Source organism: Myxococcus sp. AB056 (assembly GCF_006547365.1).
GTDB classification, from domain to species: Bacteria; Myxococcota; Myxococcia; order Myxococcales; family Myxococcaceae; genus Myxococcus; species Myxococcus virescens.
Genome location: NZ_VHLB01000011.1, coordinates 1 through 19,992, shown reverse-complemented (window position 1 = coordinate 19,992; position 19,992 = coordinate 1). Strand labels below are relative to the sequence as shown.

18 protein-coding genes are annotated in these 19,992 nt (G+C 69.3%); 7 read left to right on the top strand and 11 right to left on the bottom strand.

The window, feature by feature from the left end; all coding sequences use genetic code 11:
• Positions 1–2: 2 nt before the first annotated feature.
• The 4 genes from FMP39_RS07365 to FMP39_RS07350 all read right to left on the bottom strand — a co-directional run bounded on the left by FMP39_RS07365 (position 3) and on the right by FMP39_RS07350 (position 5,894).
• Positions 3–3,227 (bottom strand): hypothetical protein, encoded by a 3,225-nt coding sequence (locus FMP39_RS07365; protein WP_141589265.1) that lies wholly within the window; start codon positions 3,225–3,227, stop codon positions 3–5.
• 3 nt (positions 3,228–3,230) lie between these two features.
• A complete protein-coding gene (locus FMP39_RS07360) occupies positions 3,231–3,578 on the bottom strand; it encodes a hypothetical protein (RefSeq protein WP_228557752.1) in 348 nt (115 codons plus the stop codon).
• A 180-nt stretch (positions 3,579–3,758) separates the two neighbouring features.
• Entirely contained in the window at positions 3,759–5,402 is a 1,644-nt protein-coding gene (locus FMP39_RS07355) for a serine protease (RefSeq protein ID WP_141589264.1), read from the bottom strand.
• 114 nt (positions 5,403–5,516) lie between these two features.
• Positions 5,517–5,894 (bottom strand): STAS/SEC14 domain-containing protein, encoded by a 378-nt coding sequence (locus FMP39_RS07350; RefSeq protein WP_011556283.1) that lies wholly within the window; start codon positions 5,892–5,894, stop codon positions 5,517–5,519.
• 215 nt (positions 5,895–6,109) lie between these two features.
• Between FMP39_RS07350 and FMP39_RS07345 the strand changes: the two genes are divergently transcribed.
• The 4 genes from FMP39_RS07345 to chrA all read left to right on the top strand — a co-directional run bounded on the left by FMP39_RS07345 (position 6,110) and on the right by chrA (position 9,610).
• Positions 6,110–6,499 carry a hypothetical protein gene (locus FMP39_RS07345; RefSeq protein ID WP_141252665.1) on the top strand — a complete coding sequence of 130 codons (390 nt, stop codon included), beginning with the start codon at positions 6,110–6,112 and terminating at the stop codon, positions 6,497–6,499.
• Positions 6,500–6,692: 193 nt separating this feature from the next.
• On the top strand, positions 6,693–7,673 hold the full coding sequence (locus FMP39_RS07340) for a fumarylacetoacetate hydrolase family protein (protein WP_090488623.1): 981 nt from the start codon (positions 6,693–6,695) through the stop codon (positions 7,671–7,673).
• Positions 7,670–8,329, top strand: coding sequence for a maleylacetoacetate isomerase (gene maiA, locus FMP39_RS07335; protein WP_141589263.1), 660 nt, complete (start codon positions 7,670–7,672; stop codon positions 8,327–8,329). The genes FMP39_RS07340 and maiA overlap by 4 nt, the downstream gene beginning before the upstream one ends.
• Before the next feature lie 69 nt (positions 8,330–8,398).
• On the top strand, positions 8,399–9,610 hold the full coding sequence (gene chrA / locus FMP39_RS07330; protein WP_141589262.1) for a chromate efflux transporter: 1,212 nt from the start codon (positions 8,399–8,401) through the stop codon (positions 9,608–9,610).
• On the opposite strand, the gene FMP39_RS07325 is transcribed toward chrA, so the two are convergent.
• From FMP39_RS07325 to FMP39_RS07305, 5 genes are all read right to left on the bottom strand, one after another.
• Positions 9,597–10,082, bottom strand: a complete 486-nt coding sequence (locus tag FMP39_RS07325; protein ID WP_141589261.1) for a hypothetical protein — start codon at positions 10,080–10,082, stop codon at positions 9,597–9,599. The genes chrA and FMP39_RS07325 overlap by 14 nt on opposite strands.
• A complete protein-coding gene (locus FMP39_RS07320) occupies positions 10,079–10,537 on the bottom strand; it encodes a hypothetical protein (RefSeq protein ID WP_141589260.1) in 459 nt (152 codons plus the stop codon). Before FMP39_RS07320 ends, FMP39_RS07325 begins: the two co-directional genes overlap by 4 nt.
• A complete protein-coding gene (locus FMP39_RS07315) occupies positions 10,534–12,030 on the bottom strand; it encodes a fused MFS/spermidine synthase (protein WP_141589259.1) in 1,497 nt (498 codons plus the stop codon). Before FMP39_RS07315 ends, FMP39_RS07320 begins: the two co-directional genes overlap by 4 nt.
• A 109-nt stretch (positions 12,031–12,139) precedes the next feature.
• On the bottom strand, positions 12,140–12,964 hold the full coding sequence (locus FMP39_RS07310; RefSeq protein WP_141589258.1) for a hypothetical protein: 825 nt from the start codon (positions 12,962–12,964) through the stop codon (positions 12,140–12,142).
• 25 nt (positions 12,965–12,989) lie between these two features.
• Positions 12,990–14,060, bottom strand: a complete 1,071-nt coding sequence (locus FMP39_RS07305; protein ID WP_141589257.1) for an aminomethyltransferase family protein — start codon at positions 14,058–14,060, stop codon at positions 12,990–12,992.
• Between the two features lie 38 nt (positions 14,061–14,098).
• Between FMP39_RS07305 and FMP39_RS07300 the strand changes: the two genes are divergently transcribed.
• From FMP39_RS07300 to FMP39_RS07290, 3 genes are read left to right on the top strand one after another with little or no spacing between them, the layout of a single operon-like run.
• A complete protein-coding gene (locus tag FMP39_RS07300; RefSeq protein ID WP_011556273.1) occupies positions 14,099–14,425 on the top strand; it encodes a cupin domain-containing protein in 327 nt (108 codons plus the stop codon).
• Positions 14,422–15,840 carry a thioredoxin domain-containing protein gene (locus FMP39_RS07295; RefSeq protein WP_194858279.1) on the top strand — a complete coding sequence of 473 codons (1,419 nt, stop codon included), beginning with the start codon at positions 14,422–14,424 and terminating at the stop codon, positions 15,838–15,840. Before FMP39_RS07300 ends, FMP39_RS07295 begins: the two co-directional genes overlap by 4 nt.
• An 18-nt stretch (positions 15,841–15,858) precedes the next feature.
• Complete coding sequence (locus FMP39_RS07290) at positions 15,859–16,248, top strand: translation initiation factor (RefSeq protein WP_141589256.1); 390 nt, start codon at positions 15,859–15,861, stop codon at positions 16,246–16,248.
• Positions 16,249–17,989: 1,741 nt separating this feature from the next.
• Here FMP39_RS07290 and FMP39_RS07285 read toward each other — a convergent pair.
• Entirely contained in the window at positions 17,990–18,994 is a 1,005-nt protein-coding gene (locus FMP39_RS07285; RefSeq protein WP_141589254.1) for an isocitrate/isopropylmalate dehydrogenase family protein, read from the bottom strand.
• 145 nt (positions 18,995–19,139) lie between these two features.
• On the bottom strand, positions 19,140–19,910 hold the full coding sequence (locus FMP39_RS07280; RefSeq protein ID WP_090488647.1) for a DUF2270 domain-containing protein: 771 nt from the start codon (positions 19,908–19,910) through the stop codon (positions 19,140–19,142).
• Positions 19,911–19,992: the final 82 nt, after the last annotated feature.

The following is a 19,992-nucleotide window of genomic DNA, read 5'->3' as shown; positions in this document are numbered from 1 at the left end:
CGTCATTGCGTGGTGGGGAAGCGCGGCTCGTAGAACTCCTTGGAGTCCCACTTGACGTCGTGGAACTCCGCCTCGCCCGCCTTGGTCTTCGCGACGCAGCGGAGGATGTTGTCCTTCGTGAACAGGCAGGGCTCGGCGTGGGGGTTGCCCGTCGCCGCGGTCTGGAACGCGCGGTGGATGAATTGCGGCTCGAGCTTGCCCAGGGCCAGGATGCGGTAGAACTCCTGGCTGAAGGGCAGGGCCTGGGAGGTCTGGTAGCGGCTGCGGAACGCGATGACATAGGGCGTTCCATGGTTGATGAAGAGCCGGGCGAAGTGATGCTCCCAGCCAATCAGGCACGAGCTGAAGAAGGCGAGCAGCCGGGGCGGCTTCTTGCCGCGCTTGAAGGCCTGCTCGATGGCCTCGTAGGTGAACTCGACGTCGCGGCTGCTGTCGTTGTCGTCCACGGTCCACTGGATGACGCTTCTCAGCGTGTGGTCGGGGCTCAAGAGGCTCCAGCCCAGCTTCGGCGTGATGAGTGACTCCTTCGCCCACTGGGTGAGCGCGACCGGGTCGAAGCCGGTTTCCATGCAGAGCTTCTCCTCCTTGGCCGCCAGGCCATCCACCTTGGACGGGTCATTCCGGCACCACGTCGGGTAGCGGGGGTAGGCCATGTCCATGGACGCGAGGCGCATGGCGTGCTTCGAGCAGCGCACGTTCCCGTGGGTGACGTGGTGGTAGATGTCGCAGTCGCCGAGCTGGTTCACCCAGGTGTCGAAGTTCGCGTCCCGGTCGAAGAAGCGCTCACGGAACGGACCCCGTGAGGCAAGGGCGAAGGCGTTGCGCACGTGCCCCAGCTCGACGTTCCACTGCAGCCCGGGGTCCGCGCGGTCGTAATAGAAGAGGGTGCTGAGCTGGTCGACCGGAGCGGGCGGATCGAGCGCCAGGATGTCGTCGTGGGTGATGTCCCAGCCCCGCAGCTTGAGGTTGCACTTGCCGCAGAAGTGCGGGTCGAAGCGGGCCGGCGCATGATGCGGGTACTGCGGCCGCTTCTGCTCCCAGTCGGGGTAGCTCATCATGCAGTTGTGGTCGAGCGGGTCGTGGTGCTGGGGAACCACGCCCGAGGAGGCCTCGTGGTGGGTCAACCAGAAGCAGTGGCCCACCTCGTGGGTGAAGACGAAGTCGGGGTTCGCATCCACGCTCTGGTCGATGATGCCCAGCAGGTCGCCGTTGCCGTTGGAGGTCGTGGGTACCTCTCCGGCGTCCGACGTCCTGAGCGCGTCCACGATGTCATCCGACAGCTTGTATTCGAGCATGACGATGCCGCCGCAGGGCGCATCCCCCGTGCGGAGTCTGTCGGAGATGCGCGACAGCAGGAATCCGCCGGCGCTGCGGACGTTCGCCGCGCTGACCAGCTCGTTGAACATGTCGCTGACGAAAAACCAGATGTTGTTCTTCTGGTTGGCGCTGAGTTCCACGTCAGGGCGGAGCCGCACGACGGGGCTGGCGTCATGCACGTGCGTGGTGTCCAGCAGGCCAACGACGCTGGCGACGGACGGCTTGACGTGCCTCCGGATGTGGGTGAACCAGTCCGAGTAGTCCGTGTCGTTGATGACCTGGGAGATGCGCCGGTACTGCGTGTGGGAGAAGTCGACCTCCAGGTAGGCCTCCGCGTAGCGGTCCCGGCACTTCTGCGGCAGGTTCCCGTGGTTGCGCAGCGGCCAGCCCACGATGCCGAAGACCTCCACCCGGCGCCAGACGACGATGGGCTTCGTCTCGTACTGGCAGACGGGGTTGGCGGCCTCGAGCTGCATGGCATTGCCGCGGCCCGCGTAGCTGAGCCGCGCGCGCACCTGGTATCGGTCGCCGGCAATCAGTGACGGTTGGAGGTAGATGCCCGAGCGGCCCACGCGGTTCGGATGCGCGGCGCCGTCCGTGAATGCGGGGACCCAGAGCTTCTTGGCCCTGGCGTCCTCCGTGGGCGTTGCGTAGGGGGCATAGGACTGGGGCTCCCGCCAGAAGGGGTTGCGGAAGTTGCCGTCCTTGGTGCGGATGCCGCCGTAGGCCACGGGGCAGTTCGTGCCACCGTCGCCCGCGAGGTCGACGAAGTCGCTGCCGAGGACGCGGTTGACGTAGGCCCGGGTTCCCAGGTGCAGGTCGTGATTCAAGGGCAGGTGCGACACGTCCTCGCCCGGCTCGAGCGCGGACCAGTCCACCCGCACCGCGCCCACGGCCTGGGGGGCGGCGACGCGGCTTCCATCATGGCCCTTGAGGTAGATGACCGCTTCGAGCGGCACGAGCGGGCGGTTGAGCTTGCCGGCCTCGCTCCGCGTCTTGTTGTGCAGCGTGCTCCAGTCGATGGCGGCATTGCCCCGGTTGGAAGGAATCTGCCGCATGAACTCGTCGGTCTGGTTGGCGAGGTCCTCGTCGAAGCCCACGGCCTCCACGTAGACGCGCAGCGGCGCTCCATTCCCTCCTGGAATCGCGGTGCCTTCCGGGACGGGGTTGCTCTGGTCATCGACCAGCGTCGGCCGTGCGCCATGGGCGTGCCCCAGCGCGCCGTCCAGCGCGTTCTCGAAATCGTCGTTCGTGGGCGCGGGGATGATTCGCAGGTCGCCGTGGTTGCGACGGAAGCGCTCCTTGGCCTTGTCCAGCAGGTCCGGGGTGGCCGCCGCGCGTGCCGGAGGGCCGGCGTAGTACCCGAGCTGGTTGAGCTTGTGGCAGATGCTGGCGGCGGTGCCCCGGACGAACACCTCGCCGGTGGCCAGCCAGGGTCCGCGGACGACCTCCACCGAATGGTAGAGGACGTTGACCCGCGCGGTGGTGGGAGGCGGGAGCGGCAGCTCCCTCGCTTCTTCCTCCGGGAGGGATTCGTCACGCCGGGACTCGCAGGGCGCCACGCTGCCCAGCTCGGTGTTGGGCAGGTCCTCGGGCTGGCGCAGGTCCTCGCGCGCATCCGCTTCGATGACGGCTTCGACCCGGAGCGTGTAGGGCGCCCTCAGCGGCGTGGCGAAGGGTTCCTGGATGGCGTCATTGCCCACGTTCAGCGCGCCCGACCAGGTGATGGCCGCCGGGCCGCCGCGGCAATCGAGCGCGTCCGAGCGGTACACGAGGGCATCCGCGTAGTCGCGCACCTCCAACTGGACGGAGACGAGCCGTCCTTCATCCGGCGGGTCGTAGGTGACGGCGAGCGTCTCCTGGGAAGGGGCGAAGTGCGTCCAGTCGCAGCGCAGGGGAAGGTAGGGCATGGGTCAGGGCACGGTGGGGGAGCGCCCGCGACGGGGCCGCAGGTAATGGCGCTCAATCCAGTCCATCTTCCGGGAAGGCGTGAGGTACGGCCGCGCGAGCACGGCCTGGGGCCAGGCATGGGCCGGGTCCGTGTCGAAGTGCTCGCCCAGGCAGAGCTGACAGGCGATGAAGCGGGCCACGTCCCAGCGCGCGGTGATGCCATGCCGGGCCGCGGCGTCGATGCCGCGCTCGGCCCGCGCGCGCAGCTCCCGCTCCTTCAGGTCCGCGCTCTCCCGGGGGAGCTGCGTCCTCAGGAAGCGCACCACGCTGCTCACGTAGGCGCCGCGTACCGAGGTGTCGAGGCACGCCATCTGTTCGGGTCGAATCCTCAGGACCACGCACGCTCCGGGACCGAACGGCCGAATGTGTGAATTTTAACGCGCCGCGGAGAGGTCCTTCAACCGCGAGCGGGTGGCCAGATGCGACAGCGGGGCGGCCACTCCGTGAAGAGTGACGCGCCCCGCGGTGCCCACCTCGTCGGTGGAACGTGACTACTGGACGGTCCAGCCCACCGTGCCGCTGCAGCTGGTGTTGCCGTAGCAGCCCGCGCGGATCTGATACGTGCCGCCCGCGCCCGCCGGCACCGTGTAGGTGGCGTGGGACAGCGAGCCGCAGCCGGCGCCGTCGTCGTTGAACTTCACCTGCGTGCCGGCGGCGTTGTACAGGCGGATGAACGAGTCACCCGTGCCGGAGGCGCCCGCCACGTTGCAGGTGCCGAAGGAGAGGCTCTGGCCGGCCGTGAGGGTGACGTTCTCGTTGGTGGTGTTCTGCCGCGCGCTGTCGGAGTTGACCGAGCTGTAGTTGAACGTGCCGGAGGTGGCCGGCGGCGTCGCCGTGCCAATGGTCCACGCCACCGTGCCGCTGCAGCTGGTGTTGCTGTAGCAGCCCGCGATGATTTCGTAGTTCCCAGCCGCGCCGGCCGTGAAAGTCACCTTGGAGCCGCGGCCCGTGGCGCAGCCATCATCGTTGGAGGCGACCTCGATGCCGCTGGGGCCATTGACGCGCAGCCACGTGTCACCGGTGGCGCTGGCGCCCGTCAGGCCGCAGGTGCCCACGGTGATGCTCTGGCCGGCGGTGAGCTCCACCGTGTGGCGGGTGGTGTTCACGGTGGCGTTCTGGGTGTTGCTGGCCGTGAAGTCGAAGGACGTCGGCGGCGGCGGCGTGGTGTTGCACAGCCGGACGCTGGTGTGGGCGGCGCAGAACGCCTCGATGGCCGGGCGGACGTAGGTGATGTCCTCGCCGCCGCAGTCCGTGCCGTTCTGGCTGCACTCGTTCACGACGCGGCAGTTGCCCTGAAAGATGTAGTCCGTTTCGCCGCGCACCAGGATGCCGGCGATGGTGTGGCTCGACATGTCGTAGACGGCCGAGCCGGAGTTGCCGCCGAAGGTGTCGGTGGTGGCGGTGAAGTAGTCCAGGGTGCTGGCGCGGCCGTTGCGGACGATGCCGCCCGAGTCAATCTTGAGCGGGATGCCGCTGCCCGAACCGATGACGGCCACGTTGGCGCCCGTCGTCATGGCGGCGTTGCCCGGGCGGATGGGCGCGGGCGTGAAGCGCGGCGCCGCCGAACGGTCCAGGCGGATGATGGCGTAGTCCAGCGTGCGGCCGCTGGAGGTGTTGTCCCGCCGCACGACAATCTCCTTGCAGCTGAAGATGTCCTGCGTGGTCATGGTCTGCACCGAGTTCGCGTCAGGCCGGTAGAAGTTGAAGGCCCACTTGAAGTCCCTGCAGTCGGCCGCGGTTTCCACGCAGTGGCCGGCGGTCAGCAGGAGGTCATCGTCGATGAGCGTGCCCGAGCAGTAGCCGGGCGACGGGTCGTCGATGAAGCGCTGGCCCGGGCAGAGGTCGGCATACTCGCCCAGCGTGAGGCTGGTGAAGACGACGTTGTTGGGGTCCGAGTCGTCAATCTCGAAGGGGTCGACCATGACGGCGCTGGCCTGCATCGCGTACTGCCGCAGGGTGGCGTCGGGGTGCGCGTACACGTCCATCCGGTCATCGTTGCCATAGACGACGGGCTGCTCGCTGGAGCCGCTGCCAGCGGGCTCGCCCTCCGAAGCCGGTCCACAGGCCGCGACGGAGAAGGTACACAACAGCGCGCCGAGCAGCTTCCTGCGGGCGTCGGTCCGGGGGATACGCATGAGACAACCACTCCTACGGGAGATGTGAGGCCCAGCCCCGTCGGGGGCGGGCTGCCGCAATATATGTGAAAAAAGGCGTTCCTGCTGTCTGCTGGCGGACAGTTCGCGCGCGCCTCAGTCCGCGTCGGGGTCGCGCAGCCACTGGAGGGCTTCCCCCCGCGTCTCGAAGGTGCGGGTGGGGATGCTCAGCATGGCGCGCTTTGTCATCCGCCAGGCCTGGAGCCCGGAGGGGGCGTCACTGACGACCCGGGCGGAGCGCTTCATGCCGTGGAGCTGGGCGAAGGCGTTGAGGCTGGCCATGGCCGTCACCACGTCGCTGGGCATCACCCGGAGCTGGGACTGGTCCACCAGGGCGGACCACTCACCGGCCAGGTCGTTGATGGCCTTCTTCACGTCGGCCAGGTACTCGGCCAGGTCCGCGGTCGTGACTTGCGGGGGATAGACAACCTCGAGGATGCGGTCCTGCGAGTGAACGGTGATCTGGAATGGCATGACGGTGACGGGCTCCGGGCGGGCGCGCCATCCTAGCCGCAGGCGGTGACACGTCTAGAGCGGGAGGGCGGATGGGGCATCCTGGCGGCACCTTCCCGGCCCTGTCCGGAAGGGCAGGGAATGTCAGACCCACCTGGTACTGACGTCCCTGCCGCTGCTCCGGTACCGGCGCGCCGAAGGGGCGCGCCGGCGGCTGCACCCGGCAAGGGGGTTTCATGAACACGAAGTTGTACGTCCTGGGCGCGGTGCTGGGCGCCGCCCCGGGCCTGCTGCCGGTGGTGTCGGCGCCGCCGGTGGCGTCCACGCAGGAGTCGCGTCAGGACTCGCGCGGGACTTCTCGAAAGGGCCGGGGAGGCCCGGCGAAGGGCGCATCCGCTCCCGTCCATCCGGCGGGGGTGACGCCACCTCCAGACGCGAAGGACGCGCTGGAGACCCAGGGAGCGGTCCCTGACGAAGGCCGCACGAGGGGTGGAGGCCAGAGCAAGGCTCCGCGCCATCCGTGCGAGGCCATCACCATCATCCAGGTGCCCTGCGATGCCGAGCAGGAGGCCTGCGAGTACACGTACTGGCACTGCCCCGAGGTCGTGAATCCGCTCCGGGCGTGAGTGACTGAAGCAGCAAGGAGCGCACGGGCGGCCGGTTCCGCCCGTGCGCTCTTTTTTCGCCACGTGTCGGCCGTTCGCTTTTCTCCGGTGGCGCGTGTCCGTCTTGCTTGACACCCCGGAATCTCCGTCGGAAAAGCCCGGACACACGAGGCGGCCCGGCTATTTTCCTCAGAGGCCGCCGGGGAGCCCGGCATTGAAGCTCGCGACGCTCAAGGACGGAACCCGTGACGGCCGCCTCATCGTCGTCAAGCGGGACAACACGGCCTATGCGCTGGCCACCAACGTGGCGCTCACGCTGCAAGCCGCGCTGGACGACTGGGAGACGAAGGAACCCCAGCTGCGCGCGCTGGACGCCCAGTTGGAGGCGGGCACGGTGCAGAGCCGCCCGCTGGACGTCAGCGCCCTGCACGCGCCCCTGCCTCGCGCCTACGAATGGGTGGACGGCAGCGCGTACCTCAACCACGTCATCCTGGTGCGCAAGGCGCGCGGCGCCGAGCCCCCGGAGACGTTGAAGACGGACCCGCTGGTGTACCAGGGCGGCTCCGGGGACTTCCTGGCGCCCACCGCCGACATCCCCCTGGCCGACGAGGCCTGGGGTCTGGATTTCGAAGGCGAGGTCTGCGCCATCCTGGGCGACACGCCCCAGGGCACGAAGGCGGAGAACGCGGCGCCGCACGTCAAGCTGCTGATGCTGGCCAATGACGTGTCCCTGCGCAACCTCATCCCCAACGAGCTGGCCAAGGGCTTCGGCTTCTTCCAGAGCAAGCCGGCCACGGCCTTCAGCCCCTTCGCGGTGACGCCGGACGAACTGGGCGCGGCCTGGCGCGACGGGCGCATCCACCTGCGGCTGCGCTCGGTGCTCAACGGGCAGCAGGTGGGCGACACGGACGCGGGTCCGGAGATGCACTTCTCCTTCTTCGACCTCATCCAGCACCTGTGCAAGACGCGCAGCTACACGGCGGGCACCATCCTGGGCAGCGGCACCGTGTCCAACGCGGACCGCGAGCGCGGCATCTCCTGCCTCGCCGAGCGCCGGATGATTGAGACGATTGAGCAGGGCGCGCCCAAGACGCCCTTCATGAAGCCGGGCGACACCATCGACATCGAGATGACGGACGCCGAGGGCCGCAGCGTGTTCGGCCGCATCTCCCAGAAGGTGGTGAAGGTTCCATGAAGGGCCTTCGGCTCTACAGCTACTGGCGCTCGTCCGCGTCCTGGCGGGTGCGCATCGGCCTGCACCTGAAGGGGCTGGCGTTCGAGTACGTGCCGGTGCACCTGGTGAAGGACGGCGGCGAGCAGAACAGCGCCGCGTACCGGGCGATCAATCCCATGCGCACGCTGCCCACGCTGGAGTGGACGGAGGCGGATGGCTCGGTGCGCCGGTTGTCCCAGTCGCTGCCGGTGCTGGAGTACCTGGAGGAGCGCTTCCCGGCGCCCGCGCTGCTGCCCGCTGACGCGTTCCTCCGGGCGAAGGCCCGGATGCTGGCGGAGATGGTGAACTCCGGCATCCAGCCCCTGCAGAACCTGTCCGTGATGCAGCACGTCAAGCAGGTGCTGAGCGCGGACGACAAGGCGTGGTCGGCCTACTGGAACACGCGGGGCCTGGAGGCGCTGGAGGCGGCGGTGCAGTCCACGATGGGGCGCTTCTGCGTCGGGGATGCGGTGTCGCTCGCGGACGTGTGCCTGGTGCCGCAGCTCTATGGTGCGCGCCGCTTCGGCGTGGACCTGTCGCCGTACCCCACGCTGCTGCGCATCGAAGCCGAGTGCCAGGCGCTGCCCGCCTTCCAGGCCGCCCAGGCCGACCGGCAGCCGGACGCGGTTCCCGCCTGAGTCCGGTGTGGCGACCGCGCCTGTCGTGGGCGCGGTCGCCGGAAGCGCGGCGTGGGACACTCGATTCCCATGAGTCCCTCCTCGTCCCCGCAGGGTGGTCTTCCCTCGTCTCCCGCTTCGCCGGTGGACCGTGTCACCGCGCTGCGGGAGCTGGCGGGGTTGTTCCTCCGGCTGGGGACGTTCGCCTTCGGCGGGCCGGCGGCTCACATCGCGATGATGGAGGACGAGGTGGTGCGCCGCCGCGGCTGGCTGTCGCGCGAGGAGTTCGTGGACCTGCTCGGCGCCACGAACCTGATTCCGGGGCCCAACTCCACGGAGCTGGCCATCCACATCGGCCATCGGCGCGCGGGCTGGCCCGGCCTGCTGGTGGCGGGTGCGTGCTTCATCCTCCCCGCCTTCTTCATGGTCGCGGCCATCGCCTGGGCGTACACGCGCTTCGGAACGCTGCCGAAGGTGGACGCCGTGTTGCACGGCGTGAAGGCCGTCATCATCGCCGTGGTGGCCCAGGCGCTCTGGGGGCTGCTGCGCACCGTCGTGCGGACACCGCTGGCCGCCAGCGTGGGAGCGGCTGCCGTGGCGGCGGCGTTCATGGGCGTCAATGAGCTGCTCCTGCTGCTCCTGTCGGGGCTCGCCGTGCTCGCGTGGCGCGGCATGGAACGACAACGGCCAGGCGCGCCTCGGACGGGGGTGGCGCCGCTGTGGCCGCTGCTGCCCTTGGGGGCCGCCACCGCCACGGCCGCCGCCCCCTTCACCCTGCACGGCCTCTTCCTCTTCTTCGTCAAGGTGGGCTCGGTGCTGTACGGCAGCGGCTACGTGCTGCTGGCCTTCCTCCGCACCGGGTTGGTGGAGCGCTACGGTTGGCTGACCGAAGCCCAGTTGCTGGACGCGGTGGCGGTAGGGCAGGTGACGCCGGGGCCCGTGTTCACCACGGCCACCTTCATCGGCTACGTGATGGGCGGCCCATCCGGCGCGGTGGTGGCCACGGCGGGCATCTTCCTGCCCGCCTTCGTCTTCGTGGCGCTGAGTGGACCGCTGGTGCCACGCCTGCGTCGCTCGTGGGTGGCCGGCGCCTTCCTGGACGGCGTCAACGTGGCGTCGCTCGCGCTGATGGCGGTGGTGACGTGGCAGTTGGGGCGGACCGTGCTGGTGAGCCCGTTGCCGGTGGCACTGGCGGCCGTGGCCGCCGTGCTGCTCATCCGCTATCGCGTCAATTCCGCGTGGTTGGTGCTGGGCGGCGGCTGCGTGGGAGTGCTGGCCGCCGGGGGCCTCAGCGCGGGGTGAGCACGGCCTCGCAGGCGCTCACCGGCTCGTTGGCGAGGTCCGCCCTGCGCGCGGTGCACTTCAGCCGGAGGACCTCGCCTTCGCGCAGGACTTCGCACGCGCGGTTGACCTCGACCACTGTTCCGCTGCCCACGTCGCCGGGCAGCGTCCCACCATCCGCGTCCACGGTGATGGCGACGTTCATGTCCGCCAGGTACCAGTTGTCTCCCTGGCGGAGGTCCACGTTGCCGTCGTAGACGTCCCCCGTCATGGGCAGGCCCGTTCGTTCTTCCGCCTCCACGTCGAGGCGGCAGGTGTCTTGGGGGGTGCTCACCCGGAGGATGCCCGGCGCTCCGCACGTGTTGTGGCCCACGTCGAAGGTGACGCTCTGGGCGGGCTGGTGGCAGCCCTTCCCTCCCGAGTCCGCGACGAGCAGCACCGCCGTGGTGGCGAGCGCGGCCGTGGCCGCGAGGTTCATCAGGATGACTTTCACGAGCTGACTCCAGTGGAGGGTGAGGCGGGGAGGGACGACGGTTCACGGGCGGCGGCGCGGCTGTAACGCACCGCCGCCCAGACAAGCGGCAAGGTGACGAGGTCGGTGGGGTCGGCCCAGGCTCGGAAGCTCCGGATGCCGAGCGGCAAGCCCAAAGGGCGCAGCAGCTCACAGAAGAGGTCCGCCGCGGGCTGGGAGACCTTGAGCGCGGTGTAGAGGCACGCGGTGAAGCTCGCGCCCACGGCCACCCTGCGCGCCCTGGGCCAGCGCGTCATCAGCGCCAGCAGCGCGGACACGTAGAGCGGGAGGAAGAAGCAGATGGCGACGTCGGACAGCTTGCCGGTGAGGGCGTTGTGGAAGGTGGGCTTGAGCCAGCGGTCATTCACCGCCATCAGCGCCACCGCGAACAGGGGCAGCGGCGCGAGGAACTCCGGCATCGCGGGCAGGCGCTTCATTGGAGGTCCTTCCCGCTCGACAGGGCTCGCAGGAGGATGGCGTCCGTGAGCAGCTCCACCGGGGCCCGGTCGTCCGTCAGCGGCTCGCCCTCGGGCACTGGCTCCAACTCCCCGGCCACGCGCTCCGCCAGCGGGCGCAGCGAGGCGGGAAGCGACGGTGTGCGTTCCGCGAGCCGCTCCGCGAGCCCGGGGGCTCCGGCGAAGAGCAGCGTGTTGCTGTGGTTGCGCGCGTCGGCGGCCCGGACCTCCGGGAAGACGGTGGCCAGCGTGGCGCCCACGGCCTCCACCACCGCGCGCTCCTGCGCGTAGCGCCCCACGTTGAAGCACGCCACGCCACCGGGCTTCAGGCGCGCGGCCACGGCGGCGGCGAACTCGCGCGTCGTCAGGTGGAAGGGGACGTAGGGGAAGCGGAACGCGTCGACCAGGATGACGTCGTACTGGCGGGTGTCGCTCGCGAGGAAGGCGCGCGCGTCTCCGACGTGGACTTCCACCTCGGGGGGCAGGTCGAAGTGCGCACGGCCCAGCCGCACCACCTCCGCGTCCAGCTCCACGCCCACCACCTCCACGCCGGGGTACGTCTCCCGCAGGCCCCGGGCGCTCGTGCCCGCGCCCAGGCCCAGGACGAGCACCCGAGGCGCTCGAGGCGCTGCCTGGGCCATGGCGGGGACCAGCAGGTAGTGCCCGAAGACTTCGCCGCGCACAGGCAGGCCAGGCCGGTGGACGCTCTGCACCGCGTAGCCCTCATCGAAGACGAGGGAGCGGGTGCCATGTTCGTCCTTCACCACCTGGATGAAGGCATAGGGGGACTCGGCCACGTCCACGGCCTTGGGGGCGCGGGGCAGGGCGTGGGCGCCCAGGGCCAGCGCCACCATGGGCACGCCCACGGCGGGCAGCCGCCACCGCCACCCGAGGCGCCAGGAGGCCGTGAGCCCCAGCACCGCCGCGAAGAGCGCCATGGTGCGCGCGGTGCCCAGCAGCGGCAGCACGACGAAGGCCGCCAGCAGCGTTCCGGTGATGCTGCCCACCGTGGATGCGGAGGACAGCCGTCCGGCATGCGCGCCCGCTGACTCCACTCCCGCCAGCCCCACGCGCAGCACGTACGGCCCCACCGCGCCCAGCACCAGCAGGGGCGGCATCGCCACCACCATCAGCAATGCCACGCGGCCCAACCCCTCCATGGGGCGTCCGCCCAGCACCGCGGCCGTGGCGCCGGGCAGCAGCACCCGCGCGAGGAAGGGCAACATGGCCAGGGCGAGCGCGGAGAGGCAGAGCGCGCTCAGCAGCAGTGTCAGGCGACCCGAGCGGTCCGCCACGCGGCCTCCCAGATGCGCGCCCAACGCGAGCCCACCCAGGACCAGGGAGATGAGCGCGGCCCAGACGGGCGTGCTGCTGCCGAAGTAGGGCGCCATCAGGCGTGACGCCGCCATCTCCGACGCCATGACGGTCGCGCCGGTGATGAAGGACAGCCATGTCAGCGAAGACGTGGGTCGCATGCTCGGGCGCTTGCTTCAGCAAGGTCCGTTCCAAGGCGAAGTCTTCGAAATGATTGGTGCGGAGGGACAGCGACGGCAGGGGTGCTGTGACAGGTGTGTCAGGGGTGTGTTATCGGGCGGCGATGCCCCGCCGCTTCCGGGCGGCGGCGATCGTCAGCAGCAGCACCATCATGGGCACGCCCAGCACCAGTGGCCACAGCCAGAGCGGCTCGCCGCCGTGGATGACGGCGCGGAACTCGCGGCCCTCGGCGGGGGCGTCCATCAGCTCCGCGAGGTTGAGCTTCCACTCCACGGTGTCCTTCTGCTCGTTCACCGTGCCGTTCGTCTCGCCGATGCCAGGGCCGTGGATGCGGAGGGTGAGGCGGTTGTTGACGAGCATGGCCTTCACCATGCCCTTCGCGAACTCCTGGGCGGCCTGCTCCGCGGCCTCGTCACCGATGCCGACCGGCGCGGTGAAGGCCTTCTCCGGGTTGAAACGCTGGGTGTAGACGTAGTTCCCGCCCTGGCGCTCGATGCGGAAGTCCCACGCATCCTTCGGCGATGACGGTTGGCCCTGAGTGTGCTGCTCGGCGGCGCGGCGGTAGAGCTCCGGGAGCCGGGTGACGTCCTTCACCGTCACGTCGTAGACGAGATGGACCTGGCCGTCCTTCTCGTAGTCCCGGAGCATCACCTGGGAGACTTCCGGGTCCTGGCGCAGCGTCTTCTCCGCCTCGCGCGCCTGCGCGAGCAGCGCCTCCCGGGCGTCCGCCGTGCCGCCCAGCCGCGCCAGCGCCGTCACGGACCTGGGCATCCCCATGTCGACGACGAGGCGAGCAGAACCTCCCGGCTCAATCCAGAGGTCCTGCTCGACGTTGAAGCAGCCCGTCAGGAAGAGGGACAGCGCCGTGAACAGCAGCGCGGGACGAAGCAGGGTGCTTGGTGAGCCAGGGAACATGGCTCACCAGTATGCTGGGACTGTTTCACGCGGAGAAGGGGAGGGACGCCACCTTCACCGTGGCGGGGCCCGCCGCCAGCGTCAGCTCGGTGCCCGGCTCCAGCGAGTCCCGGTGTACGTAGCCCAGGGCCACCCGCTGCCCCGCGACAGGCGACTGCACCACGCTGGTCAGCCAGCCCACCTTCTTCTCCCCACGCCGCAGCTCGGTGCCAGGGGCCACGTCCGCGTCGCCCAGCAGCAGCCCCGTCAGCTTGCGGTTCATGTGGCCGCGGAAGGTGGCTCGGGCGATGACCTCCTGCCCGATGTAGCAACCCTTGTTGTAGGAGATGGCGTTCGCCAGGTTGGCTTCCAGCGGAATGGTGGTGGCCACCATGTCCTGGCCGTACCGGGGGACGCCGGCCTCCACGCGGAGCAGCTCCAGGGCCTCGAAGCCCAGGGGCTTCAGGCCGTGAGCGGCGCCAGCCTCGGACAGGGCCCGCCAGGCGTCCTCCAGGCTGGCGCGCGGCACCCACACGTCGACCCCATGGGGCTCGATGGCGGTGCTCCCCAGCAGCCACACCTCTTGCCCGGCCAGCGTGGCCGTGCGGGCGGCATGGTGCGACAGCGGCGCATGGGGGCTGCCCAGGGCGGCCGACAGGACGTCCGCCGTCCGGGGCCCGAGCAGCCGGAGCAGGGCCAGCTCCCCCGTGGCCTCATGCAGCTCGGCGTCCTCGGAAATGAGGTATTTATCCAGGAACTCCCGCACCTTGGCGCCGGTGCCGGGCTCCAAATCCAGGAGGAGGTCTGACTCCCGCTTGAGGATGCGGGCATCCGCCACCATGGCCCCCTTGACGGTAACCATGGCGGCATAGGCCGCGGTGCCCACTGGCAGGTTGTTCACCTCCTGGGTGACCATCCCGTGTAGGAAAGAGACCCGGTCTTCCCCAGTGATTCGGAGGGTTTCGCGGTAGGAGGCATCATGGAGGGCCACGGACGCCTTCGCCGCCCGGTACTCTCCCTCCGAGTCTCCATACCCGGCCACGGTTTCCCGGCCGCCCACGGCGCCAAAGCGGGCGCCCGCCTTCTCGTGAAGAAAATGCAGAGACAGCGGTTCCATGTCCGTCGCTATATAGAGGCGAAGGAGCGAATGCCACGATGGATGTGAAGCACCTGTCGTCCTTCCAGGACTTCTCACCGGAGAAGCTCCTGAAGCACAATGTCTTCCAGTCCGGCCGTTTCTTCCTGGACGTGTACTGCCTCCAGCCGGGACAGGCCCAGAAGCCCCACCGCCATGCCACGTCGGACAAGGTGTATGTCGTCCTCGACGGGCGCTGCCGCTTTCGCGTGGGCGCCGAAGAGGAAGTCCACGGTCCTGGCGCCGCCATTTTCGCCCCCGCGGGCGCCGAACACGGCGTCGCCAACGACGGCCCCGATGCCGCCCGCCTCCTCGTCCTGATGTCCCCGCCCCCGGAGCATGCATGAGCTCGACGTCTTCCCCTTCGCCCACCCCCGTGGCGACTCGTGGCGCGCTGGCGCTGCTGGTCCTGGGCCTCGCGGAGAGTGGCATGTCCATCTTCCAGTGGATGCAGTTGCTCACCCTGCGCGGTGGCGGCTCCACCGTGTGCGGCGTCTCCGACACGGTGAACTGCGAGACGGTGTGGAACTCCGCCTTCGCCAGCCGTGTGCATGACCTGGTGGGCCTGCCCGTGGCGGCCCTGGGCCTCGTGTGGGGTCTGGTCGCGGTGGGCCTGTCCGCGCTGTTCCTGGCGTGGGCTCGCTCGGGCCGTCCGGTGCGCCCGGCGGCGAACGGGCTGCGGCTGGTGGCCGCCGCGGGCCTGGTGTCCGTGGTGGTCTTCGCCGTGGCGAGCGCGCAGTCGGGTGCGCTGTGCCCCACGTGTCTGGCGACCTATGCGCTGGTGGTGGCCTTCGCGGGTGTGGCCTGGAAGGGCCTGCCCGGGCCGCTGCTGCCCGGCGCGGATGAGTGGGGCGCCACGCTGAAGTGGACGGTGGGAGTCACCGCCGCGGTCTTCCTGGCGACGCTGCTTCCCGGCCGGGCCACGCCCAAGGCGTCGGAGGCGTCCGGTGCCGCGCTGCTGCCGCCCGTGCCGCAGGTGGCCAGCACGCCGATGCCGGGCGTGACGCCGCAGACGCCGCCGCCCCCGCCCGCGTCGCTGGAGGAGTTCCTGCGCTCGTTGCCGCCGCAGCATCAGCAGTTCATCGCGGATGCGCTGGCCGCGTACCGCAGCGAGACGCCGCAGCCCGCCGCGGCGCCCGCGCGTCACCGCTATGGGCCGGTGGACGCGCCGGTGAAGATCGTCGAGTGGACGGACAGCAAGTGCCCCCACTGCAAGATGCTGGTGGAGGAGCTGTCCGCGCTGAAGAAGCGGGTTCCCGAAGGGAAGATGTCGCTGGAGGCTCGCCAGTTCCCGCTGGATGGCGCGTGCAACCCGGCGATTCCGCGCCGTGGGCCGGATGCCCCCAGCGTGCGCTGCGTGGCGGCGCGTGCGCAGATCTGCCTGGAGGGCGCGCCGGACTACTGGGAGCTGCGTGAGAAGATGTTCGCCGCGCAGGCCGTGCTGGATACGGAGCGGGCGGTGGAGATTGCGTCGTCGGGCTCGGTGCCGCGCTCGCAGCTGGAGGTGTGCATGAACAGCCCGGCCACGGCGGCGAAGATTCAGGAGGACTCCCGCTACGCCATGCGCCACCACATCCAGGGCACGCCGCTGGTGCTGGTGAACGGCCGCGAGACACCGCCCTCCGCGCCGTTCCTCTACGCGCTGGTGATGGCGGACGGGAACCCGAGCGCCCCTGGCTTCGACGTGCTGCCTCCGCCGCGCCCGCGCCCGGCCGGTGGCCATGGCCACGGCCACGACGACCACGCGGGCCACAACCACTGAGGCTGCGGCACCCGCACCATGGGCAAGCGCGACAAGAAGGGTGAGCCGCCGGCGGCACCGGCGGCTCCGTTCAACAACCCGTTCGCCGCGCTCGCGGCGCAGCGGGAGGCCTTGCCTCAGGCTCCCGCCGCGCCCGTGGCTCAGGCGCCTGTGAAGGCAGAACCCAAGGGCCCCGCGCGCGCGGTGGTTCGCATGGAGCGCAAGGGCCGTGGCGGCAAGGAAGTCACGGTGGTGGAGCACCTGGAGCTGCCCGCGGCTCAGCGCGAGGTGTGGCTCAAGGCGCTGAAGAATTCGCTCGGCTGCGGCGGCGTGGTGGAGGACGACACGCTGGTGCTCCAGGGCGACCAGCGTGAGCGGCTGCCCGCGCTGCTTGAGGCGCGGGGCGTGCGGAAGGTCACGGTCGGCTGACGGGCTCGGCGTCGGGCTTTGCTTGTGAAGGGCGAGGCCTGGTGTTCTTCGCCAAGCGCTGGAACGCCACTTGCCGGTCGTGAGGTGACGACGCGGATACGACGAAGGTCGAACCGTGTGTCGCTTTCGCTGCGCGTCCTGTGCGTGTTCGCTCTGTGTGTTGAACTGCGTCTATAATTCGTGCCGATGGCCTCCGCTGGCTCCATCAGGCTTGGCGCTTTGCTTTTCCACCTCCTGGTGGGATGCGCAGGTTCCACTCCCCCCTCAATGACCGCTTCCGACGCGGAGGTTGCGAGAGGCCCGTGGTCAGAAGTCCCCGCTGTCGAGATGCCCACAGGGGATGCTTCCATCCCAATAAGCCTTCTTCGGGATGTGGCGGAAGCGCTGCTGAATCTCCCTGGGGCGACGGCGTGCGACCCGGGAACACGGCGTCCCGTCGTAGGGCTCTCCACGGAGTATTGCTCGACGGTGTACGTGGCGGGCGGTCGAGACTCGTTGTCCTGGCGGGTGGCAGAGCCCGTTCGGGGGAGTCATGCTTCCTGCCGCCCGTTCTTCGCAGTGAGGGATGAGGACTATCCATCTTCGCAGGTGTGGGTCGTGGGCTTCGTCCACAACCATCCGTGTGCCGCGGCACCTTCGTCGCAGGACTTGAGCGTGTGGCCTACAGACGCGTTCAAGCCCTTCGTGTCCATGGCGGAAGTGCGCTTGATACCTGGAAACCCTGCTCCAGCAGCCTTCATGGGCTCCGTCATCGAGATGGCATCCGCACTGGTGGCGGAGCGCCAGGATGGGACTCGGCTCTTCCTTCGCTACTTCCCCACGGGCGAGGTCCAGCAGTGGAGCGACGCCAGGGGCAGCTGGGTCACGCTGGGCATCTGTGCTCCCACTCCTCCTCGTCCTCCGTTTCGGAACGTGGCCCCCCAATGTCGTAGCGGGGGATTGCAGTTACTCCGTGATTAGGGTCGGGAAAATGAGCAAGGCGCTGACGGTGGCAGGGTTGGTCGCGGTGCTTCAAGGGTGCGCCGCGCCTGCATCCGCTTGGAAGGGTGAAGTCCCGTGGCCGGATGAGCATTCGTCCAGAACCGTCGTAGAGCGCATGGAGGCTGGTGCCGCGTTGGCTGCCGCAGGCGCAATTCGTGAGGTGGTGAGGACCAACCCATTTCCAAACCTCTTCGCGGGGTGTTCGAGTCCGGAGCAGGGCTTGGACGTCTCCGTCTTCGCGGGGCCGACGCCGGGCTTGTACTTCGTGGCGGTGGACCAACGCTTTGACCGCTGTGACGGTCCGAGTGGACGTGTCCTCGACTGGTGGGAGGTCTATGCGGTGACGGCTCAGGGGGAGGTGGTCGCGAAGGCTCCGATTCCGACGAGCGAGGAGCCTCCAGCGTCACCGCCTCAAATGCCGCCGCATCCCGTTGAGCCTGCTCGGGACACAGGCACTGCTTCGCCTGCACGAACGCCCCCAGTTGCCCCGGCTCAGTCACCGAGTCCCGACGCTCTGTCATCTCCTGTGCCGCCGATACAGGATGGCTCGGAGCCAGTGCCCCCTAATTCAGTGCCTTACCAAGCGGAGTGAGCCTGGCCCGCTTCGGTGGCTCTCCCGCACTTCGCGTGGACCAGGATACCGAGAGGTAGGGGCGTCAGGGACCGGCGTGAAGTTCACGAGGGTGTAACCCGGGCACGAAAAAGCCCGGGCCGCCGTGAAGGCGCCCCGGGCTTCTTGCTACGGCCTGCGCCGTGCGAACTACAGCGCGCCGATGATGGCGTCTGTGAACTCGCGGGTGGTGGCCTTGCCACCGAGGTCGCCGGTGCGGACCTCGCCCGAGCCGTACACCTTCCAGATGGCGTTCTCCATGCGGCGCGCCGCCTCGCCCAGCTCCAGGTGGTCCAGCATCATCACCGCGGACATCATCAGGGCGGTGGGGTTCGCGATGCCCTTGCCCGCGATGTCCGGGGCGGTGCCGTGCACGGCCTCGAAGACGGCGGTGCGCTCGCCGATGTTGGCGCCCGGCACCACGCCCAGGCCGCCGACCAGGCCCGCGCACAGGTCGCTGAGCACGTCGCCGTAGAAGTTCTCCGCCAGCAGCACGTCGAAGCGCGTCGGGTCCTTCACGAGCTGCATGGCGAGGTTGTCGATGATGACTTCCTCGTAGGTGATGTCCGGGAACTCACGGCCCACCTTGCGGCAGCAGTCCAGGAAGAGGCCGTCCGACAGCTTCATGATGTTCGCCTTGTGCACGGCGGTGACCTTCTTGCGGCCGTGCTTGCGGGCGTACTCGAAGGCGAAGCGGGCAATCCGCGTGGAGGCCTTCTCGGTGATGATCTTCAGCGACTCCACCACGCCCGGGACGATGATGTGCTCCAGGCCGGCGTAGAGACTCTCCGTGTTCTCACGCACCACGACGAGGTCCACGCCCTCGTAGCGCGTCTTCACGTTCGGTACGCTCTTCACGGGCCGCAGCGACGAGTACAGGTCCAGCCGCTTGCGCAGGCCCACGTTGGCCGACGGAAGGCCACCGCCCACCACCGTGCCCGTGGGGCCCTTGAGCGCGATGCCGCTGCGCAGCACCGCCTCCACCGTCTCGTGAGGCAGGTTGGTGCCGTACTTGGCCACCACCTCCGTGCCTGCGTCCTTGTACTCGAAATCAAGGGGGACCTTGAGCGCCTCGAGGACGCGAACGGTGGCCGCCATGACTTCGGGGCCAATGCCATCGCCATTGATGATCGTGACAGTTCGTGTGGTCGCCATGGGTGCGGAGTCACAGCACAATTTCCCTGGTGTCGAAAGGACGAAAACGCCCGGGATTCAGCCGGAGGCATGGCGGCCATGAGGTAGGGGCACCCTGGCGGGTCACCCGGCCGGATTCCGGGCGGGAGGGCATCCGCTCCGAGTGTCAGTGCTCGGATGTGGAAGACGGCCGCGGGCGGCGGGTGGGTTTGCGCCGGGTGCGGATGGCGTAGGGCCGGTAGAAGGCCTCCCACAGGGCCGCCCGGCGTCCCCGGGGCCGGGTCCGCAGCTCGCCCAGGGGCGCCCGGATGAAGAAGGACGACAGGAACAGGTAGGACGCGGTCAGCGTGAGCAGCAGCAGGATGGCCGTCACGGCCTCGCCGGGAATCCAGGCCACCCCCGCCCGCGCCAGGAACTCGTCGAGGTCCACGGGTGGCTTCGGGTGGCTGTAGACCTTCACGAACCACGTCATCATCAGGACCATCAGGATGGGCCCGTAGGCGCGGTTGAGCCGGGTGGAGATGGCGGAGAAGAGAGAAAGCTGGATTTGGGGCCGTTCCAGCTCCAGGGCCAGCTCGCGCAGGGCGTCCGGGTCCACCGGCTCATGCCGGAGCATGGGGGCCCACCAGCCGTCCTCCAGCAGGCGCACCCGGCGGTTCCACAAGTCGTAGTAGCGGTAGCGCCGCGCCTCGATGAGGAGGAACGACACCACCATCCAGATTCCCACCAGGAAGGTGACGTGTGAGCTCTGCGTCGACGCGAAGCCGAAGGAGATGACCGCCGCCGTCGTCGTGATTGCCCAGTTGGTGGTGGTGTCCAGGCGCGTGCGCCAGGTATCGGAGCGGCTCAGCTCCCCCCGGAACAGCTGGGCCATGGCCTGCTGGGAGAGCCAGGGCGACTCCAGCACATCGTTTTTGTCACGTTCACGCACGGGCATCCTTTGCCGGAAGGTGGGCTGGGCAGTGGGCGTTTGCAACGCAGGCGGGGTGGGGATGGCGGGCAGGCGGGCGGGCGCACGG

What these genes read in the sequence shown, in the direction of transcription:
- FMP39_RS07365 (WP_141589265.1), bottom strand. Translation starts at nt 3,227, where the DNA reads ATGCCCTACCTTCCCCTGCGCTGCGACTGGACGCACTTCGCCCCTTCC.
- FMP39_RS07360 (WP_228557752.1), bottom strand. Translation starts at nt 3,578, where the DNA reads ATGGCGTGCCTCGACACCTCGGTACGCGGCGCCTACGTGAGCAGCGTG.
- FMP39_RS07355 (WP_141589264.1), bottom strand. Translation starts at nt 5,402, where the DNA reads ATGCGTATCCCCCGGACCGACGCCCGCAGGAAGCTGCTCGGCGCGCTG.
- FMP39_RS07350 (WP_011556283.1), bottom strand. Translation starts at nt 5,894, where the DNA reads ATGCCATTCCAGATCACCGTTCACTCGCAGGACCGCATCCTCGAGGTT.
- FMP39_RS07345 (WP_141252665.1), top strand. Translation starts at nt 6,110, where the DNA reads ATGAACACGAAGTTGTACGTCCTGGGCGCGGTGCTGGGCGCCGCCCCG.
- maiA (WP_141589263.1), top strand. Translation starts at nt 7,670, where the DNA reads ATGAAGGGCCTTCGGCTCTACAGCTACTGGCGCTCGTCCGCGTCCTGG.
- chrA (WP_141589262.1), top strand. Translation starts at nt 8,399, where the DNA reads ATGAGTCCCTCCTCGTCCCCGCAGGGTGGTCTTCCCTCGTCTCCCGCT.
- FMP39_RS07320 (WP_141589260.1), bottom strand. Translation starts at nt 10,537, where the DNA reads ATGAAGCGCCTGCCCGCGATGCCGGAGTTCCTCGCGCCGCTGCCCCTG.
- FMP39_RS07315 (WP_141589259.1), bottom strand. Translation starts at nt 12,030, where the DNA reads ATGCGACCCACGTCTTCGCTGACATGGCTGTCCTTCATCACCGGCGCG.
- FMP39_RS07310 (WP_141589258.1), bottom strand. Translation starts at nt 12,964, where the DNA reads ATGTTCCCTGGCTCACCAAGCACCCTGCTTCGTCCCGCGCTGCTGTTC.
- FMP39_RS07305 (WP_141589257.1), bottom strand. Translation starts at nt 14,060, where the DNA reads ATGGAACCGCTGTCTCTGCATTTTCTTCACGAGAAGGCGGGCGCCCGC.
- FMP39_RS07300 (WP_011556273.1), top strand. Translation starts at nt 14,099, where the DNA reads ATGGATGTGAAGCACCTGTCGTCCTTCCAGGACTTCTCACCGGAGAAG.
- FMP39_RS07295 (WP_194858279.1), top strand. Translation starts at nt 14,422, where the DNA reads ATGAGCTCGACGTCTTCCCCTTCGCCCACCCCCGTGGCGACTCGTGGC.
- FMP39_RS07290 (WP_141589256.1), top strand. Translation starts at nt 15,859, where the DNA reads ATGGGCAAGCGCGACAAGAAGGGTGAGCCGCCGGCGGCACCGGCGGCT.
- FMP39_RS07285 (WP_141589254.1), bottom strand. Translation starts at nt 18,994, where the DNA reads ATGGCGACCACACGAACTGTCACGATCATCAATGGCGATGGCATTGGC.
- FMP39_RS07280 (WP_090488647.1), bottom strand. Translation starts at nt 19,910, where the DNA reads ATGCCCGTGCGTGAACGTGACAAAAACGATGTGCTGGAGTCGCCCTGG.